The 19,362-nt window shown below is 42.5% G+C and carries 20 protein-coding genes; 11 read left to right on the top strand and 9 right to left on the bottom strand.

All coding sequences use genetic code 11. The annotated features are described in order from the left end of the window. Window positions 1-25: 25 nt before the first annotated feature. Both ACLI08_RS03450 and ACLI08_RS03445 read left to right on the top strand, forming a co-directional pair. On the top strand, window positions 26-574 hold the full coding sequence (locus ACLI08_RS03450) for an RNA polymerase sigma factor (protein ID WP_411427059.1): 549 nt from the start codon (window positions 26-28) through the stop codon (window positions 572-574). Then, window positions 567-2,333, top strand: coding sequence for a hypothetical protein (locus ACLI08_RS03445; protein ID WP_411427058.1), 1,767 nt, complete (start codon window positions 567-569; stop codon window positions 2,331-2,333). Before ACLI08_RS03450 ends, ACLI08_RS03445 begins: the two co-directional genes overlap by 8 nt. An 83-nt stretch (window positions 2,334-2,416) precedes the next feature. Here ACLI08_RS03445 and ACLI08_RS03440 read toward each other — a convergent pair whose 3' ends face one another. After that, window positions 2,417-3,169 (bottom strand): lysophospholipid acyltransferase family protein, encoded by a 753-nt coding sequence (locus tag ACLI08_RS03440; protein WP_411427057.1) that lies wholly within the window; start codon window positions 3,167-3,169, stop codon window positions 2,417-2,419. 75 nt (window positions 3,170-3,244) lie between these two features. On the opposite strand from ACLI08_RS03440, the gene trpS reads away from it, so the two are divergent. Next, on the top strand, window positions 3,245-4,216 hold the full coding sequence (gene trpS, locus ACLI08_RS03435) for a tryptophan--tRNA ligase (protein ID WP_411427056.1): 972 nt from the start codon (window positions 3,245-3,247) through the stop codon (window positions 4,214-4,216). 110 nt (window positions 4,217-4,326) lie between these two features. Here the strand turns inward: trpS and ACLI08_RS03430 are convergent, their stop codons facing one another. Then, complete coding sequence (locus ACLI08_RS03430; RefSeq protein ID WP_411427055.1) at window positions 4,327-5,229, bottom strand: histone deacetylase; 903 nt, start codon at window positions 5,227-5,229, stop codon at window positions 4,327-4,329. Between the two features lie 239 nt (window positions 5,230-5,468). On the opposite strand from ACLI08_RS03430, the gene ACLI08_RS03425 reads away from it, so the two are divergent. The 5 genes from ACLI08_RS03425 (at window position 5,469) to ACLI08_RS03405 (ending at window position 10,175) form a co-directional block, all read left to right on the top strand. Further along, window positions 5,469-6,290 carry a DUF1963 domain-containing protein gene (locus tag ACLI08_RS03425; protein WP_411427054.1) on the top strand — a complete coding sequence of 274 codons (822 nt, stop codon included), beginning with the start codon at window positions 5,469-5,471 and terminating at the stop codon, window positions 6,288-6,290. A gap of 208 nt (window positions 6,291-6,498) precedes the next feature. Further along, window positions 6,499-6,999, top strand: a complete 501-nt coding sequence (locus ACLI08_RS03420; RefSeq protein WP_411427053.1) for a hypothetical protein — start codon at window positions 6,499-6,501, stop codon at window positions 6,997-6,999. Window positions 7,000-7,006: 7 nt separating this feature from the next. Further along, window positions 7,007-7,492 (top strand): hypothetical protein, encoded by a 486-nt coding sequence (locus ACLI08_RS03415; protein WP_411427052.1) that lies wholly within the window; start codon window positions 7,007-7,009, stop codon window positions 7,490-7,492. A 78-nt stretch (window positions 7,493-7,570) separates the two neighbouring features. Then, window positions 7,571-9,283, top strand: a complete 1,713-nt coding sequence (locus ACLI08_RS03410; protein ID WP_411427051.1) for a GNAT family N-acetyltransferase — start codon at window positions 7,571-7,573, stop codon at window positions 9,281-9,283. Between the two features lie 100 nt (window positions 9,284-9,383). Beyond that, entirely contained in the window at window positions 9,384-10,175 is a 792-nt protein-coding gene (locus ACLI08_RS03405; RefSeq protein WP_411427050.1) for an NAD(P)H-binding protein, read from the top strand. Between the two features lie 71 nt (window positions 10,176-10,246). Here the strand turns inward: ACLI08_RS03405 and ACLI08_RS03400 are convergent, their stop codons facing one another. Further along, window positions 10,247-10,909: a response regulator gene (locus ACLI08_RS03400; RefSeq protein WP_411427049.1), complete on the bottom strand. Its 663-nt coding sequence runs from the start codon at window positions 10,907-10,909 to the stop codon at window positions 10,247-10,249. A gap of 353 nt (window positions 10,910-11,262) precedes the next feature. After that, the gene (locus ACLI08_RS03395; RefSeq protein WP_411427048.1) at window positions 11,263-11,778 is read right to left on the bottom strand and encodes a DUF1573 domain-containing protein; all 516 of its coding nucleotides are present in this window, start codon (window positions 11,776-11,778) and stop codon (window positions 11,263-11,265) included. Window positions 11,779-12,018: 240 nt separating this feature from the next. On the opposite strand from ACLI08_RS03395, the gene ACLI08_RS03390 reads away from it, so the two are divergent. From ACLI08_RS03390 to ACLI08_RS03380, 3 genes are all read left to right on the top strand, one after another. Continuing rightward, on the top strand, window positions 12,019-13,320 hold the full coding sequence (locus ACLI08_RS03390) for a sensor histidine kinase (protein WP_411427047.1): 1,302 nt from the start codon (window positions 12,019-12,021) through the stop codon (window positions 13,318-13,320). Continuing rightward, window positions 13,317-13,997 carry a response regulator transcription factor gene (locus tag ACLI08_RS03385; protein ID WP_411427046.1) on the top strand — a complete coding sequence of 227 codons (681 nt, stop codon included), beginning with the start codon at window positions 13,317-13,319 and terminating at the stop codon, window positions 13,995-13,997. Before ACLI08_RS03390 ends, ACLI08_RS03385 begins: the two co-directional genes overlap by 4 nt. A 248-nt stretch (window positions 13,998-14,245) precedes the next feature. Continuing rightward, window positions 14,246-14,533 carry a hypothetical protein gene (locus ACLI08_RS03380; protein ID WP_411427045.1) on the top strand — a complete coding sequence of 96 codons (288 nt, stop codon included), beginning with the start codon at window positions 14,246-14,248 and terminating at the stop codon, window positions 14,531-14,533. A gap of 179 nt (window positions 14,534-14,712) precedes the next feature. On the opposite strand, the gene ACLI08_RS03375 is transcribed toward ACLI08_RS03380, so the two are convergent. The 5 genes from ACLI08_RS03375 to ACLI08_RS03355 all read right to left on the bottom strand — a co-directional run bounded on the left by ACLI08_RS03375 (window position 14,713) and on the right by ACLI08_RS03355 (window position 19,235). Continuing rightward, window positions 14,713-16,617 carry a M1 family metallopeptidase gene (locus ACLI08_RS03375; protein ID WP_411427044.1) on the bottom strand — a complete coding sequence of 635 codons (1,905 nt, stop codon included), beginning with the start codon at window positions 16,615-16,617 and terminating at the stop codon, window positions 14,713-14,715. A gap of 66 nt (window positions 16,618-16,683) precedes the next feature. Beyond that, window positions 16,684-17,772: an MBL fold metallo-hydrolase gene (locus ACLI08_RS03370; RefSeq protein WP_411427043.1), complete on the bottom strand. Its 1,089-nt coding sequence runs from the start codon at window positions 17,770-17,772 to the stop codon at window positions 16,684-16,686. 60 nt (window positions 17,773-17,832) lie between these two features. Then, entirely contained in the window at window positions 17,833-18,177 is a 345-nt protein-coding gene (locus ACLI08_RS03365) for a septal ring lytic transglycosylase RlpA family protein (protein ID WP_411427375.1), read from the bottom strand. A gap of 55 nt (window positions 18,178-18,232) precedes the next feature. Then, on the bottom strand, window positions 18,233-18,667 hold the full coding sequence (locus ACLI08_RS03360) for a septal ring lytic transglycosylase RlpA family protein (RefSeq protein ID WP_411427042.1): 435 nt from the start codon (window positions 18,665-18,667) through the stop codon (window positions 18,233-18,235). Between the two features lie 127 nt (window positions 18,668-18,794). Then, window positions 18,795-19,235 carry a hypothetical protein gene (locus tag ACLI08_RS03355; protein ID WP_411427041.1) on the bottom strand — a complete coding sequence of 147 codons (441 nt, stop codon included), beginning with the start codon at window positions 19,233-19,235 and terminating at the stop codon, window positions 18,795-18,797. Window positions 19,236-19,362: the final 127 nt, after the last annotated feature.

Below are 19,362 nucleotides of genomic sequence, written 5' to 3'. Positions count from 1 at the left end.
AATAAAAAATTATAAATGCGCACTTTTGGGTTTAGATCAAATAATAAAAGATTGCCAGGCAAATAATATAAAAGCCCAGGAGCAGCTATACCGTTTGCTGGCGCCTAAGTTATTTGCAGTATGCCTAAAATACAGCCGCAGCCGTGCCGACGCAGAAGATAACTTGCAAGACGGTTTTATATTATTATTTGATAAAATAGGCCAGTACCGCTTTCAGGGTTCGTTTGAAGGTTGGGCAAAAAGGCTCATGATAAACAACGTGTTACAAAAGTACCGTACCACAGGTGTGTTTAGCCTTGTAACCGAAAATATACCTGAGGAGGCCGACGTTTATATAGAGGCCGATGAGGTAAGCATGGAGTTCCTGGTAAAGATAATACAGGAGCTGCCAGACCGGTATCGTACGGTATTTAACCTGTATGTTACAGATGGATATTCGCATAAGGAAATAGCCGAAATGCTGGGTATTACAGATGGAACATCTAAGTCTAACTTAGCACGTGCCAGAATGATATTGAAAGAGAAAATTGAAACCCTGCAAAAAACAGGGGATTACCGGATACAAAATGAGTGAAAGGAAAAATGTAGACCGTGTTTTCCAGGAAAAGCTTAAAGACTTTGAAGTTACACCGCCGGAGTTTGTGTGGGATAACATCAGGGAGGCGTTAGAGGAAAAGAAAAAACGACGTGCCGTGCCTATATGGTTCCGGTACTCAGGTGTTGCTGCCGGATTGGTGGCAGGGGCATTCTTTGGCTGGCAATACCTGTCAGACAACAGTGCCACACCTACTGTAAAACCAGCTGGTAGCGGTGTGGTGGTAAACCCTGTAGCAACCGAAGGGGAAAAGAACGTAGATCCTGAAAAGGTAGTAACACCGGGCGCTGTAGAAGGCACCCCGGGCAATGTAAATACGCTTTCAGGAAATCCGAGTTCGCTGGTAAGTACCGATGATGCTCCGGACAACAATAATGCGGCTTCCGCTTTAAAAAACAACCGTAAACAAACCCTTAAGCATAAAGGTAGTAATACTGCTACGCTGCAAAGCGAAGGCGAGGTAGTCTATAACAACAATGCTAATGCTGAAGATAAGGCGAATCACCAGGCTTCGGGAAGAAATCTCCGTAAGCGCACAGCACATGGTGGTGTACAAAATTTAAATGCTGACCAGGGTAGCAGTGCTACAAAATCAGCACATAGCAAACGTATTTTACCTACCTATGCCCAGGAAGCCGTTGCTACAGCAAAACCTGGCAGGCATACACAAAAGGGCAAAAGTACCCTTACAACGAATCAGGATATTATAAATAATTCCGTTGCCGGAAACAATGTTACCAAGGGCGCGGGAGTTGCAAATAGTAGCCCCATAGGTACTGTTGTTTCACCGGAAAACAATGCGGCTCTTACAGCAAATGAAAATACTCCCATGCAGGGTAGGGCAAATGATGGTTCGGCTGTTATAGATAAAGACGTACCGGTAGCCACGCCCGAAACTGCGGTTACCGAAGCGAACGTAGTACCTGTTACAGATACTGTAAAACCGGCTCAGGAAAATGAGCTCGAAAAATTACTGAGAGAGCAGGAGCAAAGCAAAAAAGAACAGCTTGCGGAAAGTGGCAAGGCACCAAAATGGAATCTAAAGCCACAGGTAGCGCCTGTGTTTTATGGTTCACTATCGGGTGGTTCGCCTATAGATGCACAGTTTGCGTCTAACGCAAAAAATTATGATAAAGACCTTAGCTATGGCTTAGGGGTTAATTATGCTGTAAACAGCCGCATAAGCATTCGTACAGGTATAAACACGGTAAACCTTAATTACGCTACGCAGGATATACAGTTTTATGCCTCGCTAAACGGTGCCACCAGTAACGTGGCGCGCAGCAGCAAAAACGCTAACATTGTGGTAACCACGCGTACTGAAGGTAGTAGCGTAGTAGCGGGTCTTGCAGCAGCAGCCGGTAAGGAAAGTTACAGCGGTGCTATGGTGCAAACCACGGGTTACGTAGAGGTGCCGTTAGAAATGTCTTACGCGTTATTACGCAAAAAGTTTGGCATACAGGTTATAGGCGGTTTTAGTACGCTGTTTCTTAACCAAAATAATGTTAGTGTTATAAGCACTCAGGGCTTAGCTACAGATGTGGGTGAAGCACAAAACCTTAATAACGTACATTTTAGTACTAACGTGGGCCTTGGTTTTAAATACAGGATATTTAAATCCCTGGAAGCTAACTTTGAGCCTACCTTTAAGTACCAGGTAAATACATACAGCAGGGATGCAGGTACCTTTAAGCCTTATTTTATAGGCCTGTATTCCGGTGTTAGTTTTAGTTTTTAGATTGAGGCCCTTCGGGTTGGGCCATTATAAAGTTAAGTTAAGTGAAAACGCCCTCTGTAACGGAGGGCGTTTTTTTATGATTTTTATTTTCGGTTTTGTGTATTGTACTGCATAAGCTGGTTATAAATCACCTGCCACGTTTTGTCCTTGAGGTCTTTTTTGTCGTCCTGGGTTAAACCTTCGGTAGGGATGAAAGGCAGTACTTTGGCGCGCATCCTGCCCGGGCTTCCACTAAAAAATGTAAAGCTGAAGCGCTTTTTGTTATCGGCAAACGCCATAGGTACAACGGGAATCTGGTGATCTATAGCAAGCCGGAATGCGCCGTCTTTAAACTCATCCAGCAATATGTTTTCGTCGTCGGGCACACCGCCTTCTGGAAATATGCAAATACTAAGGCCTTGGCTCAGGCGTTTTTGCGCCCGTTGAAACACCTCAAAACGGCTTTTGCTACTGTTGCGGTCTACAAGAATACAACTGCGCTTATAAAAGAACCCGAAGATGGGTATTTTAGCAAGCTCCTTTTTGCCTACAAACACAAACGGGTTAGGGCAAATGGCCAGCATCAGCATAATATCGGTCATACTGGTATGATTGGCTACCAGCATATAGCTTTTGCCGAGTTCAAACTGCTGTTGTTTTTCTATTTGGGTCCAAAAACCCATAAATAACAACGTAAACCGGCCCCAGCCACGCGCCATGATAAAAAACAAGGGATAAGTACGTTCAGATAACAGCGAAAGCACCAGTAAAGGCGACAGCACTATAATGGGGATACCCATAACCACGTAAAACCATATACGGTACAGAGTCCAGAAAATGTATTTAAAGGCTTTCATACTGCCCAAATGTAGCAATTCGGCGTGAATAATGTATGAAAACCGTTACCTTTGTGAAAATTTCAAACTTTTACAATGGCAAAAATTTTAACCGGTGTACAAAGTACAGGCACACCGCACCTTGGCAACCTGCTCGGGGCTATACTGCCGGCCATAGAAATGGCCAATAAGCCCGAGAATGAGTCGTTTCTGTTTATAGCCGATTTACATTCGGTAACCCAGATAAAAGACGGCAAAACCCTTCGCGAAAATACATATAGCGTAGCGGCGACCTGGCTGGCGTGCGGACTTGATACTAACCGCGTTACTTTTTACCGCCAAAGCGATGTACCGCAAACCGCCGAGCTAAGCTGGTACTTAAGCTGTTTTTTCCCGTTCCAAAGGCTTACACTGGCGCATTCGTTTAAGGATAAGGCCGACAGGCTTGCCGATGTAAACGCCGGGCTTTTTACCTACCCAATGCTTATGGCGGCCGACATACTATTGTATGATGCCGAGTTTGTACCTGTGGGTAAAGACCAGCTGCAACACCTGGAAATAACCCGTGATGTAGCCAGCCGCTTTAACCACCAGATGGGTGAAACCTTTGTACTACCCGAGGCGATAAGCAGCGAGGAAACCAAGATTGTACCGGGTACAGATGGTGAAAAAATGAGTAAATCACGCAATAACTTCATCAATATCTTCCAGGATGATAAGGCGCTGTTAAAACAGATTAAGCTAATAAAAACTGATGCAACACCACTTGAGGATCCTAAAAACCCGGATACAGACAACGTGTTTGCTATATACAAACTGCTTGCTACACCCGAACAAACCGAGGCTATGCGTGCCAACTATCTTGCTGGTAACTATGGCTACGGCCATGCTAAGCAGGCGCTATTTGAGCTGATTTGCGAGAAGTTTAAAACCGTACGTGAAAAGTATGCTTACTATATGGCCAACCTAAACGAGCTGGATGCCGAACTTAACAAAGGTGCTGAAAAAGCCGCTAATCAGGCAAACAGCGTACTGGACCGCGTAAGGGAGAAACTTGGTTTTGAATAGTTTTTCAGTATTCAGTCGCAGTTTTCAGTTAACGGCTGAGTGGTGTTCCACTCCCTCGGAGGGGTAACCGAAGGTGGGGTTGGTAACTTCGCATAGAACATATAAAATAATCAATAGTAGAGGTCTTTAGCAACGCGATACGTGTTGGTATGGGCCTCTATTATTATTTTAATATCAGGGCTGTAGCCGCCACCCATACTACATTGTACCGGGATATTAAGTTTATGGCAAAGTTCTAAAACTATCTCATCCCGGCGTTTACAACCGGCTATTGTACAGCCCAGTTTGCCTAGTTTATCTGTAGCTAAAATATCTACACCACTGAGGTAGAATATAAAATCGGGCTTTTCGGTATCAATAAGTTTTGGCAAAGTGTCTTCTAAAATAGCAAGGTATGTATCATCGGAAGTACCATCGGGTAGGGCGATATCAAGATCAGACGTTTCCTTTTTAAACGGATAATTGCTTTTTCCGTGCATCGAAAAAGTAAACACAGCGTTGTTTCCGGTAAAAATTTCGGCTGTTCCGTTTCCCTGATGCACGTCTAAGTCTACAATAAGTACTTTTTTAGCCCGCTTTGTGTCGATGAGGTACTGTGCCGCCATCGCCTGGTCATTCAGCAGGCAAAAGGCTTCTCCGTGCGTAGAGTAGGCGTGATGGGTGCCTCCGGCTATGTTAAAGGCAATTCCGGTTTGTAGTGCCTGCTCTGCGCCGGTTATAGTGCCTTGGGCTATCCTGAATTCCCGTTCTACAAGTTCGGCAGAAAGCGGAAAGCCGGTTTTTCTTACCGCCCGCGCATCTAATGTAAGGGAGGTAAGCTGTTCTACATATTCCTGTTTATGAACAGCCAGTACGTGCTCCATATTTGGCATGCCCGGTTCAAAAAACTGGCTTGTTTCTGCAATACCCTCGAGTAGTAATTGTTGTGGCAGCAACTCATACTTTATCATAGGGAACCGATGACCGTCGGGTAGGGGATGTTTGTAAATGGGGTGGAAAGCAATAGGGAACATGCAGTGCGTTTTTATTTACAAATGTAGTTAGCTGCCCTTTTCGGATGTGCGTAACAAACCGTAAAGTTTTACATTAATTACACATTTTGTTTAAAAAAAGTTATATTTATAAACATAATTATTTAGTTTTCAGATTTATACGTATCTTTAAATGTATAGATATAATATAGCAAAAGATTCTTTTAGACGAAACTAAGAGTTTTGCTGATTATAAATTCCAAACCAACGCCCGTTTTATCATGAAGTTTTTTAAGAAAATGCCTGCCTCTTCCGGAGGTAAAAATACTTTGCCGCCCTATGACGCAGCTGATCCTGAGGGGATCGCAGCTGCAACACTGCAGCAGCTGGAGAACCGGCTTATACCGCTTATAAAAAACGCCACTGTGTTAAAGGTTAAGGAAGCTACCCGCTTGCATCCGGAAGCGGCCTTCAGGTCGCATTTTGGCGGCACGCCCTACTTTGAGCAGGGAGATACCTGGCCGGTAAGCAAAAAAGGCCTCCCGCTCCAATTTGTATTTCAGGTTTTTGCGTCGCCATTTACACAGTTGCCTGCAGGGGTAAGGCTGTTACAGTTTTTTTGCCCACATTCCACGGCTAACGAGTCTTTCAACGTAAACGAGTGCTACGTAAAACTCTTAACGGAGTTTAATCCTACACGGCAGGTAACGTTATTGGCGCCATCGTTTATTACTCCGCGCCCGTATTGCGAAATAATATCGGACGAGGCACTTTCGTTACCAGACTGGCAGGGTTTACCTTTGTACAGTCCTGAGGCTGTATCTATTATAACCGCTCTTGAGCCGGAGGAACCGTGGGAGTTGTATGAGCAGTTTTGCGAAAAACTTACCGGTAATTGTTATTATCGTACGCAGTTGGCGGGTTACCCAAGGTGGATTCAGCTGGAGAATACACCCATTAACAGTAAGGGTAAACATGCCCGGTTGTTATTTCAGGTAGATAGCGAAGATAACGCCGGGCTTATGTGGGGCGACATGGGGCTTGTGTATGTTTTTTATGACGAGGAAAAAAATACGTTTTGGTTTGAACACCAAAGCCATTAGGAGGGTTCTTAATTGTAGTGTTGGTTGATTTTATATATTATTTAAAACAATAAGTAGTTGAGATAATATAAGTTTATAAATAGACGTTTCTAATGAAAAAATTAAAAAAATATGGTGTCTCTGATGCTGTACTCAATCAAATCCCGACTACGGATAGTAGCACTATGAATTCTGATAAAAATCAATTAACAGATTGTTTTTCAATAATATGAAGCTTTTTTTTACATTAATATTCTGCAGCCTTTCATATCTGACTACTCCCCAAATCAGCGGGCAGTTTTATAGGGATGGATTTGCGGTGCCGGTTATCGACCCATTAGGCAATGTCGATTTTGACGGTAATTTTTCAGTTAATTTACCAACTGATAACCCCGTTATAGAGCTTATATTTAAAGTATATGATTTTAAGGTTAAGATTGTAAATATTCCCAAGGATTTAAATAAGATTAATCTGGGAATTATAGAATTGCCTGAGAGAAAAAGTATTGACTTGAGGCAATACGAGTTACTATCAGCCGAGCAGAAAAAAGATTATTATCCAGTAAACCATTATGCAAACTTTTTGGGTTACGAACACAAAACGCTTCTAGATAAAGATTATATACTGTTTACCTGTAACGGATTATCAAAGCAAGTAAAGGAATTCTCTTTTGACTGGAAAATGGGTATGATTACTATAGATGCAAGGAAAATAACCTATTGCAATTAAAATGATTATGAAATCACTTTTACTACTTTTCAGTTTCTTAATACCCTTAGCGTCTTCCTCTCAGAATGTAGAGGTAGATACCATTGCAAATCCTCATCGTGCCGAGTTTAGTAAAATTGTGCATTATATTCCTAAGAAATTGGTGGTGGAAAACGCTCCTGAAAAGTGGAAAAGCCATCAGGTTAATACCATTGTATCGCTTTTAGAACTATTTGATAATGCTGACCGATTTTCGGAAAACGACAGGGTGTGGGCTAAAGCCGCTGCTGAACGCCTGGCAGAGGCATTCTTTACTGATAATAAGCCTGTTCTTTTATCTGGCTACAGTTATTCCGGAGGTCCTGCCAGTCGGCTGGAACCGCTTATAAAGGATAATCATACATATACACGGGTGATTATATGTGTAGGCTGTAAATGTGTTACTAAAGAAATGCGCGTTTTTCTTGATATTTTTAATCACAAGATGGAAGCTCTGGTAAGGGCTAAGTCTTAATTTAACACCCCCTTAACCAACCATAGATACATCTAAGCGAAAGGTTTTCGTACATTTAGCATAAACTAGAAAAGGATTATGCAAGCAGAAATAACCAAAGTAGAGCTCCGTAACCTACGTATAGAAGATTACAAAGAGCTCCGCCTGTCTATGCAGCACGCTTATACAGGAAGCGAAATGGAAATGGACGAACCCTACTGGGGCCTTAACGATATTAAACGTCTTTTAAAAATATTCCCCGAAGGGCAGTTGGTAGTACTGGTAGACGGTAAAGTGGTGGGCAGTGCCTTGTCGCTTATTATTGATTATAAAAAAGCCACTGCTAACCACACTTACGAAAAAATTACCGGTAACTACACATTTGACACCCACGATTATGATGGCGAGGTGCTATACGGTATAGATGTGTTTATAGACCCTGCGTACCGTGGCCTTCGCCTGGGCAGGAGGCTATACGACGCCCGTAAGGAACTCTGCGAACAGCTTAACCTTAAAGGGATAATATTTGCCGGGCGTATGCCGCATTTTAATGAGCATGCCGATGAAATTACCCCCAAAGAATATATAGCCAAAGTACGCCAAAAGGAAATTTATGACCCCGTGCTGTCGTTTCAACTGAGTAATGATTTCCACGTGATTAAGATAATGCGTAACTACCTGGAGGGTGATAAAGACAGCCAGGACTACGCCGTACTTATGGAGTGGAATAACATTTACTACGAAAAGGAGCCGAAACTGATTAATGCCCGTAAAAGTGTTATACGCCTGGGGCTGGTACAGTGGCAAATGCGTCCGCTGGCAAATGTGGAGGCGCTTTTTGAACAGGCTGAGTTTTTTATAGATGCCGTTTCGGGTTACGGTAGTGATTTCGCCTTATTCCCTGAATTATTTGTGGCACCGCTCATGGCCGATTTTAACCACCTTAGCGAAGCAGATGCCATACGCGAGATAGCCCGCTATGCCGAACCCATACGTAAGCGCTTTCAGGAAATGGCTATTTCGTACAACATTAATATCATTACCGGCAGTATGCCCCTGGTAGAAAATGGTAACCTTTACAACGTAGGCTTTTTATGTAAGCGCGATGGAACCAGCGAAATGTACACCAAGATACACATTACCCCAAACGAGGTAAACTACTGGGGTATGAAAGGTGGCTACGAAATAAAAACTTTTGATACCGATTGTGGCAAAATAGGTATTATTATATGCTACGATGTAGAATTCCCTGAGCTTAGCCGCCTGCTGGCCGATGAGGGTATGGAAATACTCTTTGTTCCTTTCCTTACAGATACCCAAAACGGCTATACCCGTGTGCGCCATTGTGCACAGGCACGTGCCATAGAAAATGAGTGCTACGTAGCAATAGCGGGCTGTGTGGGTAACCTTCCCGGGGTTAATAACATGGATATCCAGTATGCGCAAACGGCGGTGTTTACGCCCAGTGATTTTAGTTTCCCCAGCAACGGTATAAAAGCGGAGGCTACCCCAAATACCGAAATGACCATTATTGTAGACGTAGACCTGGATTTACTAAGGGAACTGCATGAGTTTGGCAGCGTACGTATTTTAAAAGACCGCAGGCACGACTTGTATAAGCTTAAGAAAACACCGGCGTCTCAAAAGCCTACAGAAGAAATTAAGGCTCCCGAAAAAACGCCTGAACCTAAATTACCTAAGAGCATAGACGGTACACCGATAAAAGCTCCGACAAGTAAAGCGTCGAAACCCGCTACGGCGCGCGCGGCTAAGTCGGCTGAGGTAAAGCCTGTAAGAAAGCCTGCTAAATAGCCTTAGATGTACTGTTACAAATGGTTTTTAAATGTAACTTGCGGGCTTAAAAACTCAGGTTAGGGGAATGGTTTGGCCTGATCTGGAAATAAAACAATCAATGCAAATATCTATATTGGGTTGTGGCTGGCTAGGATTGCCACTGGCCGAATCGCTTGTAAAAACCCACATCGTAAAAGGATCTGTTACCACGGCTGCTAAGTTGCCTGTTTTGCAGGAGAAGGGGATTTTGCCTTTTCAGGTAGATTTAAACAATCCTGATGCTGACGCAATAAACGGATTTTTACACGGTAGTGAGGTGCTTGTTATAGCAATACCTCCTAAAGTACGTGCAGAAGGGGCAATTTCTTATCCTGATAAACTAAAAGCGCTTGTGCCATACACAATACAGGCAGGGATAAAAAAAGTGCTTTTTACGAGCTCTATTTCAGTTTACGGAGAGAGTACAGATATTCCGGAAGTAGACGAAGTAACAGAGCCTAATCCGCAAACGGAAAGTGGTAAACAGGTGCGGGTTGCCGAAAGGGTATTACAGAGTTGTAATGATTTTAGTACCACTATTGTGCGCCTTGGCGGACTGGTAGGAGGGGAGCGCCACCCTGTATACCATTTATCAGGCAGGGACAATATAGAAAATCCAGACGGCCCCGTTAACCTTATAAACCGGGAAGAATGCGTAGCTATTTTATCTCAAATAATAGGGCGTAGTGTATGGGGTGAAGTATTTACCGCTGTACACCCGGAAACCAAAACCCGCCGGGAATATTACACAGCCGTGGCAAAGGATTTAGGTCTCATAGCACCTAATTTTGTACAGGGTGGTACTACTGTGGGTAAAATCGTGAAAGGCCAGGAGAAGCTACAGCGGCTTTTAGGCGTTACATTTTCCTAAAAAATACTGCCCGAACTTTTATAAAGGTTCGGGCAGCTAAAAATATGCATATCTAAATTGGGAGCCATAGTTTAAATGTAACCCTGCATGCGGGCTTCATGTATAAGGTCTTCGTCATTTCCCTCTACCTCCAGCAATCTTTTAATTTTATATTTTCGTTTCTCTATAGCACTATCGCTCAGTGGTATATAGTTACTCAGGTTTTTATTTTTAATCCCTTTTGCAAGCAATAAAATTATCCGTACATCTATGTCCTCCAGCACAATACCCTTTTCTTTGCGTTTCAAATAGTTAGAAATTGCCTTGCTGTATACTATCTGTCCGTCAAGCACTTGTTTAAATGCTTCAGAGAGTTCTTCTGCACTGCAGTCGCTTTTATTTATAAAACCTTCCGGGTTTATCTTTTCTATAATGCTGCCTATAATGTCAATCTCCTTATGCATGGTCATAAGTATAATCTTACAGCCCGGCATTGTTTTACGTATAAGAGATGCAAGGTCAGCCCCGCTATATAGTTTTTGGTCTTCGTACTGAGGGATGCTATAATCAAGTAGTGCCACGTTAAAAGGCTCGTACCTGTGAGCCATTATAAGGTGGTAGGCCGTTTCGCAATCGCGGGCCTTTATAAATTTTAGTTCATCATGCTCGTGATTAAGGTTCTGGAACATATAATGATAACCTTCCAAAACCACTACGTGATCGTCTACAGCAAGTACATGTAAAATTCTGTTCAATTGGGGGCGGTTTAGAATTGGCAATGCAAATTTAACCTTTAATTAAATACGGTCGTTGCGGGAAATCCGCAATTCACACAGTAACAGGGTTGTTTTTATAAATAAAATCCTGTTAATTGGTTTTTTTTAACGTTATTTCAAACTTTTGGGGTTGGTGCTGTGATTTAGTCACTGTTTATCGTAATAATTAAATGCGCTGTTGCCTGACATATTGTTAAAATTACCACGAAAGTTTTCGAAGAGGGAGGTTTAGGGTTAAGTAAGTGGAAAATCAGTCGTGTTATTTTACGTTTTACATATAATAAAAAAAGCCACCCTATTAAGGTGGCTTTCAACTATATAAGTTCTAAAAATTATTGCTTAACAGCCGGAGTTGGAGCCGGAGTTGGAGCTGTATCACCATTAACTTTACCTTTAATTACAAGGATTTTGTTTTGGTCTGTATCGTTAGTAGTTACAGTTACAGTTTTAGTAAAAGGGCCAGGATTAGCAGCGTTGTAAGTAGCTGTTACTGTTCCGCTTTCTCCCGGTTTAATAGGTTCTTTAGTCCAGTTAGGAGTAGTACATCCGCAAGACGCTTTTACAGCAGTAATAAGGATAGTTTCCTTAGATGTGTTTTTAAAGCTAAACTCGTGTGTTACCGGTTTTCCTTTTTCAATATCACCAAAGTTAAAAGACTCTTCTTTAAAAGTAAGTCCTGTAGGTTTTTGGCTTGTAGCAGGTGTTACTGCAGCAGGTGCAGTTGCTGCCGGGATTGAAGCGCTCTTTGTGTCTTTCTTAAGTTCAGTTGCTTTTTTGTCCTGAGCTGATGCTGATACAGATACAAAAAGTGCTGCAGCAGCAAACAGAGATAATTTTAATGTTTTCATACGTACTTATTTAGTTACAAATTTAAAAATTGTACCGTTATGGTTGCTTTTCTATGTTACAAATGTAATACCATAATTGTTTTAATTTGTTAACCGCCTTCAAACTCTTGTTAATGACATGTTAACAACGTGATGGTTGATTAGTTTTTTAAACAGAAAAACGACTGATAACATTGGTGTTAACCACCTGTTAACGGTTTCTGCAATGATTACGGATTTATTTTTTTACCGCATATTTGTATGAAAGATTTACATACCTTGAAATTCAACAAACTAAATATCATTGTATTTATAGGCCTGGTAGCAATAGTGGGGGTAATTACCATGCAGTTGTTAATGCTGCGCGAGGCATATAATTTTGAACGCCGCGAAATGGGCGACAAAATACACTTCGCGCTGCAAGATGTTGTAACTAAGATTTATGCAGACAACACTACCGAACCACCTACCGAACCACCCATAAAACGTGTGGCAGACGACTATTATGTAGTAAACGTAAACGACCAGTTTGAAGCCGAAGTGCTTAGCTACTACCTTAAAAATGAGTTTTTAAAGGTAAAGCTTGATATGGATTATGAGTATGCTGTATACGACTGCTCCGGCGATGAAATGGTGTATGGCGAGTATATTAACATGGATGGTAAGGAAGTTACAAACGAGAGCCTGAAGTGCGTTAACTGTTTCCCTAAACGGCCCGGACTGGTGTATTACTTTGCGGTTAGATTCCCAAAAATGAGCCATAGTTACCTGAGCACACTGGGATTGTACTGGGTTTATACCGCGGTGCTTTTCCTGGTATTGGTGATTTATGTGTACTCTGTTATTTTGCTGCTAAAGCAAAAGAAGTATACTGAGCTGCAAAAAGATTTTATTAATAACATGACACACGAATTTAAAACACCGTTGTCATCTATATTAATAGCCAGCAACTACGCTGCAAAACAGCACGAAATACATGATAACCCTAAGCTGAACCGGTATCTTAAAATTATTATTGAGCAGAGCAATAAGCTCAACCAGCACATAGAACGCATATTGTCTGTGGCTAAAACCGAATCGGGTTTTGGGAGACTGGAAAAACAGTCCTTCTGCCTTCCTGACACGCTGGAACTTGTAAAGGAAAATGCCCTTGCCAAGTTTGAGAATGCCCGCATTAACCTTGCCACAGGAGGGAGTAAGCAATGCATACTTGCAGATGAGTTTCATACCTACAACATAGTATACAACATAGTAGAAAATGCCATAAAATACGGAACAGAAAATCCGGTAATAGATATAAGGCTGTTGCCCCAAAACAAAGGGCTGCTGTTGCAGGTGAGCGATAACGGGCCGGGTATACCACAGGAACACCTCGATTTTGTTTTTGACAGGTTTTACCGCATTCCGCGCGAAAACACTAAGGAAGTAGAAGGCTTTGGTCTCGGGCTTTTTTATGTGAAAAAGATTTGTGAACTTCACGGTTGGAAAATTTCAATACGGAACAATACCGGTACTACGGGTATTACCGTAAGCGTGGAAATCCCTAAAAACAGTTTGGCATGAAAAAGAAAATACTGTACGTGGAAGATGACAGCACCCTGGCTTTTCTTACCGCCGATAACTTGGAGCAACACTATGATGTAGCCCATTATGAGAACGGTAAGGATGCCTTTGAAGCCTTTAAAAAAGGAGGATTTGATTTGTGCGTGCTCGATGTAATGCTGCCGGGCATGGACGGTTTTGAAATCGCCGCCGCTATACGCGAAAGAGACCTTGAGGTGCCCATTATATTCCTTTCGGCAAAAACACTTAAGGAAGACCGTATAAAAGGCCTTAAACTCGGTGCCGACGACTATTTGGTAAAGCCGTATAGCATAGAAGAACTGATTTTAAAGATTGAGGTATTTTTACAGCGGAGCCAAAAGCAAACCGTGCCTAAAAATACCACGTGTACCATAGGGTCTTTTACATTTGACCCAAACAATTACTCGCTGCACCGAAACGGCGAAACCATACAGCTTACTGAGCGCGAAAGCGCCCTGCTTAAATTATTTATAGACAACAAAAATACCATACTGAAGCGCGAGCGTATGCTTACCGCCTTATGGGGTACAGATGATTACTTTATGGGCCGCAGCATGGACGTATTTATATCCCGCCTCAGGAAAATTTTTAAGGAAGACAACAGCATCCGTATAGAAAATATACCAAGGGTGGGTTTTAAGCTGGTCGCGCCCTAGGCGCATTCCCCAGCCATTCCGCAATTAGGCTCTACATATTTCTACAAATTCAACAATTGTTGTATAAAGATTTAAATCCGCCATTTTTTTGTCATTGTGTGATTAAATTCCTTTAAACCAAAAGGTTATAATAATATACACTGTGAGTTATTTGAAATGTTACGTTTTCGGCATTTATATTGCCTTTATTAATGCGTACCTCACTACGGGGATTAGTACAGAAAACTAAACATTTTAAAAAATACACCATGAAAAAACTAATTGCAGGTGCTCTAATGCTTACAGGAATTGTAGCTTCAGCACAACAACCGGCTCAGAAACCGGCAGAAACAAAATCTACTACAACGCAAACAACTCCAACTACTACGCAGCCGCAGCCGGCAGGTACTACTACTGCTACAGAAAAAAGCAATACTACAAGTACTACGGTAGCGCCGTCTTCAACTACTTCAACGCCATCTGCTCCTAAGCAAGAAGCTGTAAAAAAAGAAGAAACAGCACCGGCAACACCTGCTAACCCAGCTAAAAAATCGTAACCATTTATTCGGGTTTTTAGCGCCTATATACACTTCTTACAAGGCAATGTGGCAGGTTTTTCAATCTATTTTGCCTGCCTTAGCCTCCGGTTAACTTAATACCGGAGGCTTTTTATTAAAAAATAAACCCCTTTGATGAATAACATTAAAGGGGTTTATTGTATAATTTCGGCTGTATATTATTTTTTGCCTGGTATATAGCTGTTGTCTTCTTTATTAACATCTGCCATAAGTTCTGCCGGGTCTATGGCTAAAACCTTTATAGCCGACTTTGGTTTTGGCAACGTAAACTCATACGTTACGTGTCCCCAGTCCCAGTCTTTTAACACCGTGCGCGGAAGGTTAGGATACGGGTTATCTTTTTCATAATGCATCAGTTGCAGCGGTATATACAGTCCTTGCTGTGTACCATCTTCATACACTACAATAAGATCCAGTGGCATAGGCATGCGCCCTTTGCGCTCCAGCACTACACGCGTGGTATTACCTTCGTCTTTAATATCCTTTATAGCGTAATCAATAGTATTTGTGGTTTGGCACCAGTCAGTAAGATACCAGTCCAGGTTGGCGCCGCTGACACGCTCTGCAGTACGTTTAATGTCGTTTGGTGTTGGGTGGCTAAACTTGTAGTCTGCGTAATAGCGCTTTAGGGTTTCGGCAAGTTTATCCTGTCCTATAAGATATCCCAGCTGCGCCAAAAATATTTCACCCTTGCTGTATGCAGATATGCTGTACAGTGTAGAGGTGTCATATCGGTCGGCATGCGTGGTAAGCGGCTGTTCCTTTCCGGTCTTCACCATATAAAAGTAACCTTTATATGCACCTGCAAACGGACTTTCGGGTTCTTCACCCTCCTTTACCTTAGCCGGAAGTACAGACTCCATAGCTAGGTCGCTTATATAGCTGGTAAAGCCTTCGTCCATCCATTCGTGCTTGCTTTCGTTGCTGGCCAGTATGTGCTGAAACCATGAGTGGGCAAACTCATGTGCGGTGACACCCACCAGGCTGCCGTAGCTGCGGTTGCCGGTAATCAGCGTACACATAGCATACTCCATACCACCATCACCACCTTGTACTACACTGTATTGTTTGTACGGGTAAGGGCCTACGTTTTTATTGTAAAACTCCAGCAGCTCGGCAGTTTTAGGCTGCATTTTTTTCCAGCCTTCTACATACTCCGGATTGTTTTTATAAAAGAAGTGTAGTTCTACGCCATTAGCACCTATAAGTTTATCGTGCACATACGCAGGGTCTGCACCCCAGGCGAAGTCATGCACATTAGGTGCTACAAAGTGCCATGTAAGGGTTTTAGCCTTTTTAGGGTACGTTACCTTTACGCCTTCGTCTTCGTAGCCGTGTCCTATTTCGTTTTTATTTTCAAGGTACCCGCTGCCACCTATGGTGTAACTTTTATCTATAGTAATCTTTACATCAAAATTTCCCCACACACCATGAAACTCGCGGCCTATGTACGGATCGGCATGCCAGCCTTCAAAATCATATTCGGCCATTTTTGGATACCACTGTGTCATGCTCAGCGCCACACCTTCGGCACTGTTACGGCCGCTCCTGCGAATTTGTAAAGGTACCTGCCCTTCAAAACTAAGGGTAAGCGTAGTACTTTTCCCGGGCAATAAAGGTTGTGCCAGGTTTACCTCAAGCACAGTGCCTTCTTCGTTAATTTTTGTAGTGGCACCATCCTGTTTAAGGTCAGATACTTTAAGGTAGCCTATTTCGTCTGGTTTTAAAGTGGCAATACGGCTTTCGTTTACCGTTTTATTGCCGCTTTTAAAACTTTTTACCATACGCTTATCAGGGTCGGCTATGGTTTGCAGCCGGGCATCCATTTCGCTTCCGGGCTGAAACGCGTTAGGGTACAGGTGGTAAAACACCCTGCGCAGCGTATCTGGCGAATTGTTTGTATAAACCAGTTGTTGCTTGCCTGTATACTTAAACGTTTTTACGTTCATGTCTACATCCATCTTATAATCAACATGCTGCTGCCAGTACCCGGGATTAGGGTTATGTTGCTGCGCAAAAAGGCCTGAGGCCGATAGTAGTGCTGTTACTAAAAATGTTCTCATGCAGTAAAAATAAACAAAGTTTATAAAAGCCCGTAAACGACCCCACTTAAAATAAAGAATTAACTATTACTGCAAACCATTCCACCAGTGTTGTGTATGGTTTAACTTATCAAGGTAAATTTTTTCTCCTATCATGGGGGTTACTATGGGCTGTTGCTGATTTTGCGCCGCTGTAGTAACTCTTTTTATAGAATCGTCCCAATCGTGCAGCGCAAGTGAAAATTTGGCCCAGTGCACCGGTAAAAGCGTTTTAGCCCCTAGTAGACGTGCTGCTGTAGCAGTTTCCTCGGGCATCATGTGTATGTATTTCCACGCGTGGTTATACTGTCCGCACTCCAGGATAGCAAGGTCAAACGGGCCATGCTCCTTCCCTATCCTTTCAAAATGGGTGTCGTAGCCGCTATCGCCACCCAGGTACAGCCTGAAAGAAGGCGTTTGCCAAACAGCAGATATAAACAACGTACCATTTCGCTTAAACCCCCTGCCGCTAAAATGCCTTGCAGGCTGCGCTATAAAAATAAAATCGTTAAACGTAGCGCTTTCATGCCAGTCCAGCTCCGTGATTATTTCGGGACTGTAGCCCCAGCATTCTAAATGTGCGCCGGTTCCCAGCCCTGTTATAACACGTTTTACTTTGGGCAGCAATTGTTTTACGGTTTTATAATCCAAATGATCCCAATGGTCGTGCGATAGAAACAGGAAATCTATATCGGGCATATCCTCTGCCGAGTAGGCATCGCTGCCCTTATAAGCAGGTACATTGCCTATAGGCGAAGCATTGCCGCTAAATACCGGGTCTGCCAAAAGGGTTTTGCCATCTGCCTGAATAAAGTAAGAGGAGTGCCCAAACCATACCACTATATTTTCCTGTTTGGACAGGTTTTTTAAGTCGTTTTTTTGTGTGGGGATAACGCTCACCGGTACGTTTAGTTTACTTTTCCCGAAAAAGAACTTGTACAGTACCTCAGTCATTTTAGTATCCTCGGCGAGCTGTGGTGTATCGCTGAGGTTTTGAAATGCGCCGTTTTTGTAATTGGGGGAGTTTTGTATGCGCTGCAGGCGACTGCCCGAAGGCCTGGCGCCAAACTTAGGCTGCTGCATAAAAAGGTATACTGCAAGTACCAGTGTTGCAATAACCACAAGAAAGATTGTCATAAGATGTGTGTGATGGAATTAATAATTGCCAAATCTGCCTCAAAAAGTATGCAGGTTTTGTTATTTGGCAATTTCCAGGGTTACTGTCAGGTTACCGTGAGTCTTTTTGTCGGTAATTTCCATAAAAGCCTTACGTGTAAGGTCCAGATCAAACCCGCCCGAAAACGGCCCTCTGTCATTTACGGTAACAATAACTGATTTTCCGTTCGCCTTATTGGTTACTTTAAGTTTTGTGCCAAAGGGTAGCTTACGGTGCGCGGCGGTGTATTTGCTGTTGCTAAATGGTTCTCCGCTGGCGGTTTTTTTGCCGTTAAACTTATCGTGGTAATACGTGGCCACCGCCTTTTTATCGTACATAGAAAAAGCAGCCCTTTTAGAACTGCCACATCCGGTAACTACTACCATTAATGTAACCAGTAATAAAAAAGCTGCCTTCTTCATATATTAAAACGGTATGTTTTTACTTCTTCTCTACTATTTCAAGCTTTACCTTAAAACTGCCTGCTCCCTTGCGCGATGCAATTTCCATATAGGCTTTTTTAGTAAGGTCTATTTCAAGCTTGCGGCTGTAGGGGCCACGGTCGTTAACTTTAACATCTACATACTTGCCGTTTGCCTCATTAGTTACCCGTACCACAGTACCCAGCGGTAACCTCATGTGTGCGGCAGTATAGTTAGAATTATGAAAACGCTCGCCGCTGGTAGTTCTGCGGCCATTAAATTTATCAGCGTAATACGTAGCCAGTACATTTGATTTGTAGTGGGTAAGCTTCGGCAAGGAAGCTTCGGCTTCGTCTGCACAGGCGTTATTAACGCCGGTAGAGTCTGCCACGACATTTACATTTGCTGATTCACGTACGTCCGTGTTACTGGCCGTAGTGAAGGCTGTTAACATGAATAAACATACTGCTGTACTGAAAATAATTACGCTATTCCTCATAGATATAATATTTTTGTCCGTTAGTTTTACAATTAACATGCCAAAGAACAGGACGGGACTCAAAAAGCCCGAAAAACGGAGACTAACCTAACCAGGTACTCCATGGTATCATGCTAAGCAGTAATACCAGTCCGATGGCATAAAGCACGGCGATTTTCTTAAATTTAGCCGTATCATCCTCAGCTTTTTTGTGTTTAGACCAACCCATAGTAATTAATACGATAGCGATTATGTTTACAAAAGGGTGCTCTACAATGTAAAGCCTAAGGGTGCTGTCTTTCATAGCTGCTCCCATACCTATTTGCTTTGCAGTTTCAAGGTAAGGAGAAGTAAACAGCATTATAAGCCCGAACAATAGTTGTATGTGCGAAAAAATCAATGCAAACAAAGCAATCTTACGGTCGTTTGCTGTAAAGGGTTTTTTCCTTACAAGCCCTACTACCGAATTAAGTATTGCTATTACCAGCAGGCCAAGTACTGCGTAGGCCCAAAATGAATGCATTTCTTTGATTGTTGCGTACATAGTTTTATAAATGTTCAGGATCGCAAATATAGGCAATAACACGAGAAAAAACCGCAACAAACATCAGGTAAGATGTTAAATTGCGGTTTTTTATAATCGTTCTAAATAATAAATATGTTATAAATCA

This window comes from Flavobacterium sp. RNTU_13, from assembly GCF_046614455.1.
In the GTDB taxonomy this organism is placed as follows: Bacteria; Bacteroidota; Bacteroidia; order Flavobacteriales; family Flavobacteriaceae; genus Flavobacterium.
This window is presented reverse-complemented; position numbering and strand designations above follow the sequence as displayed.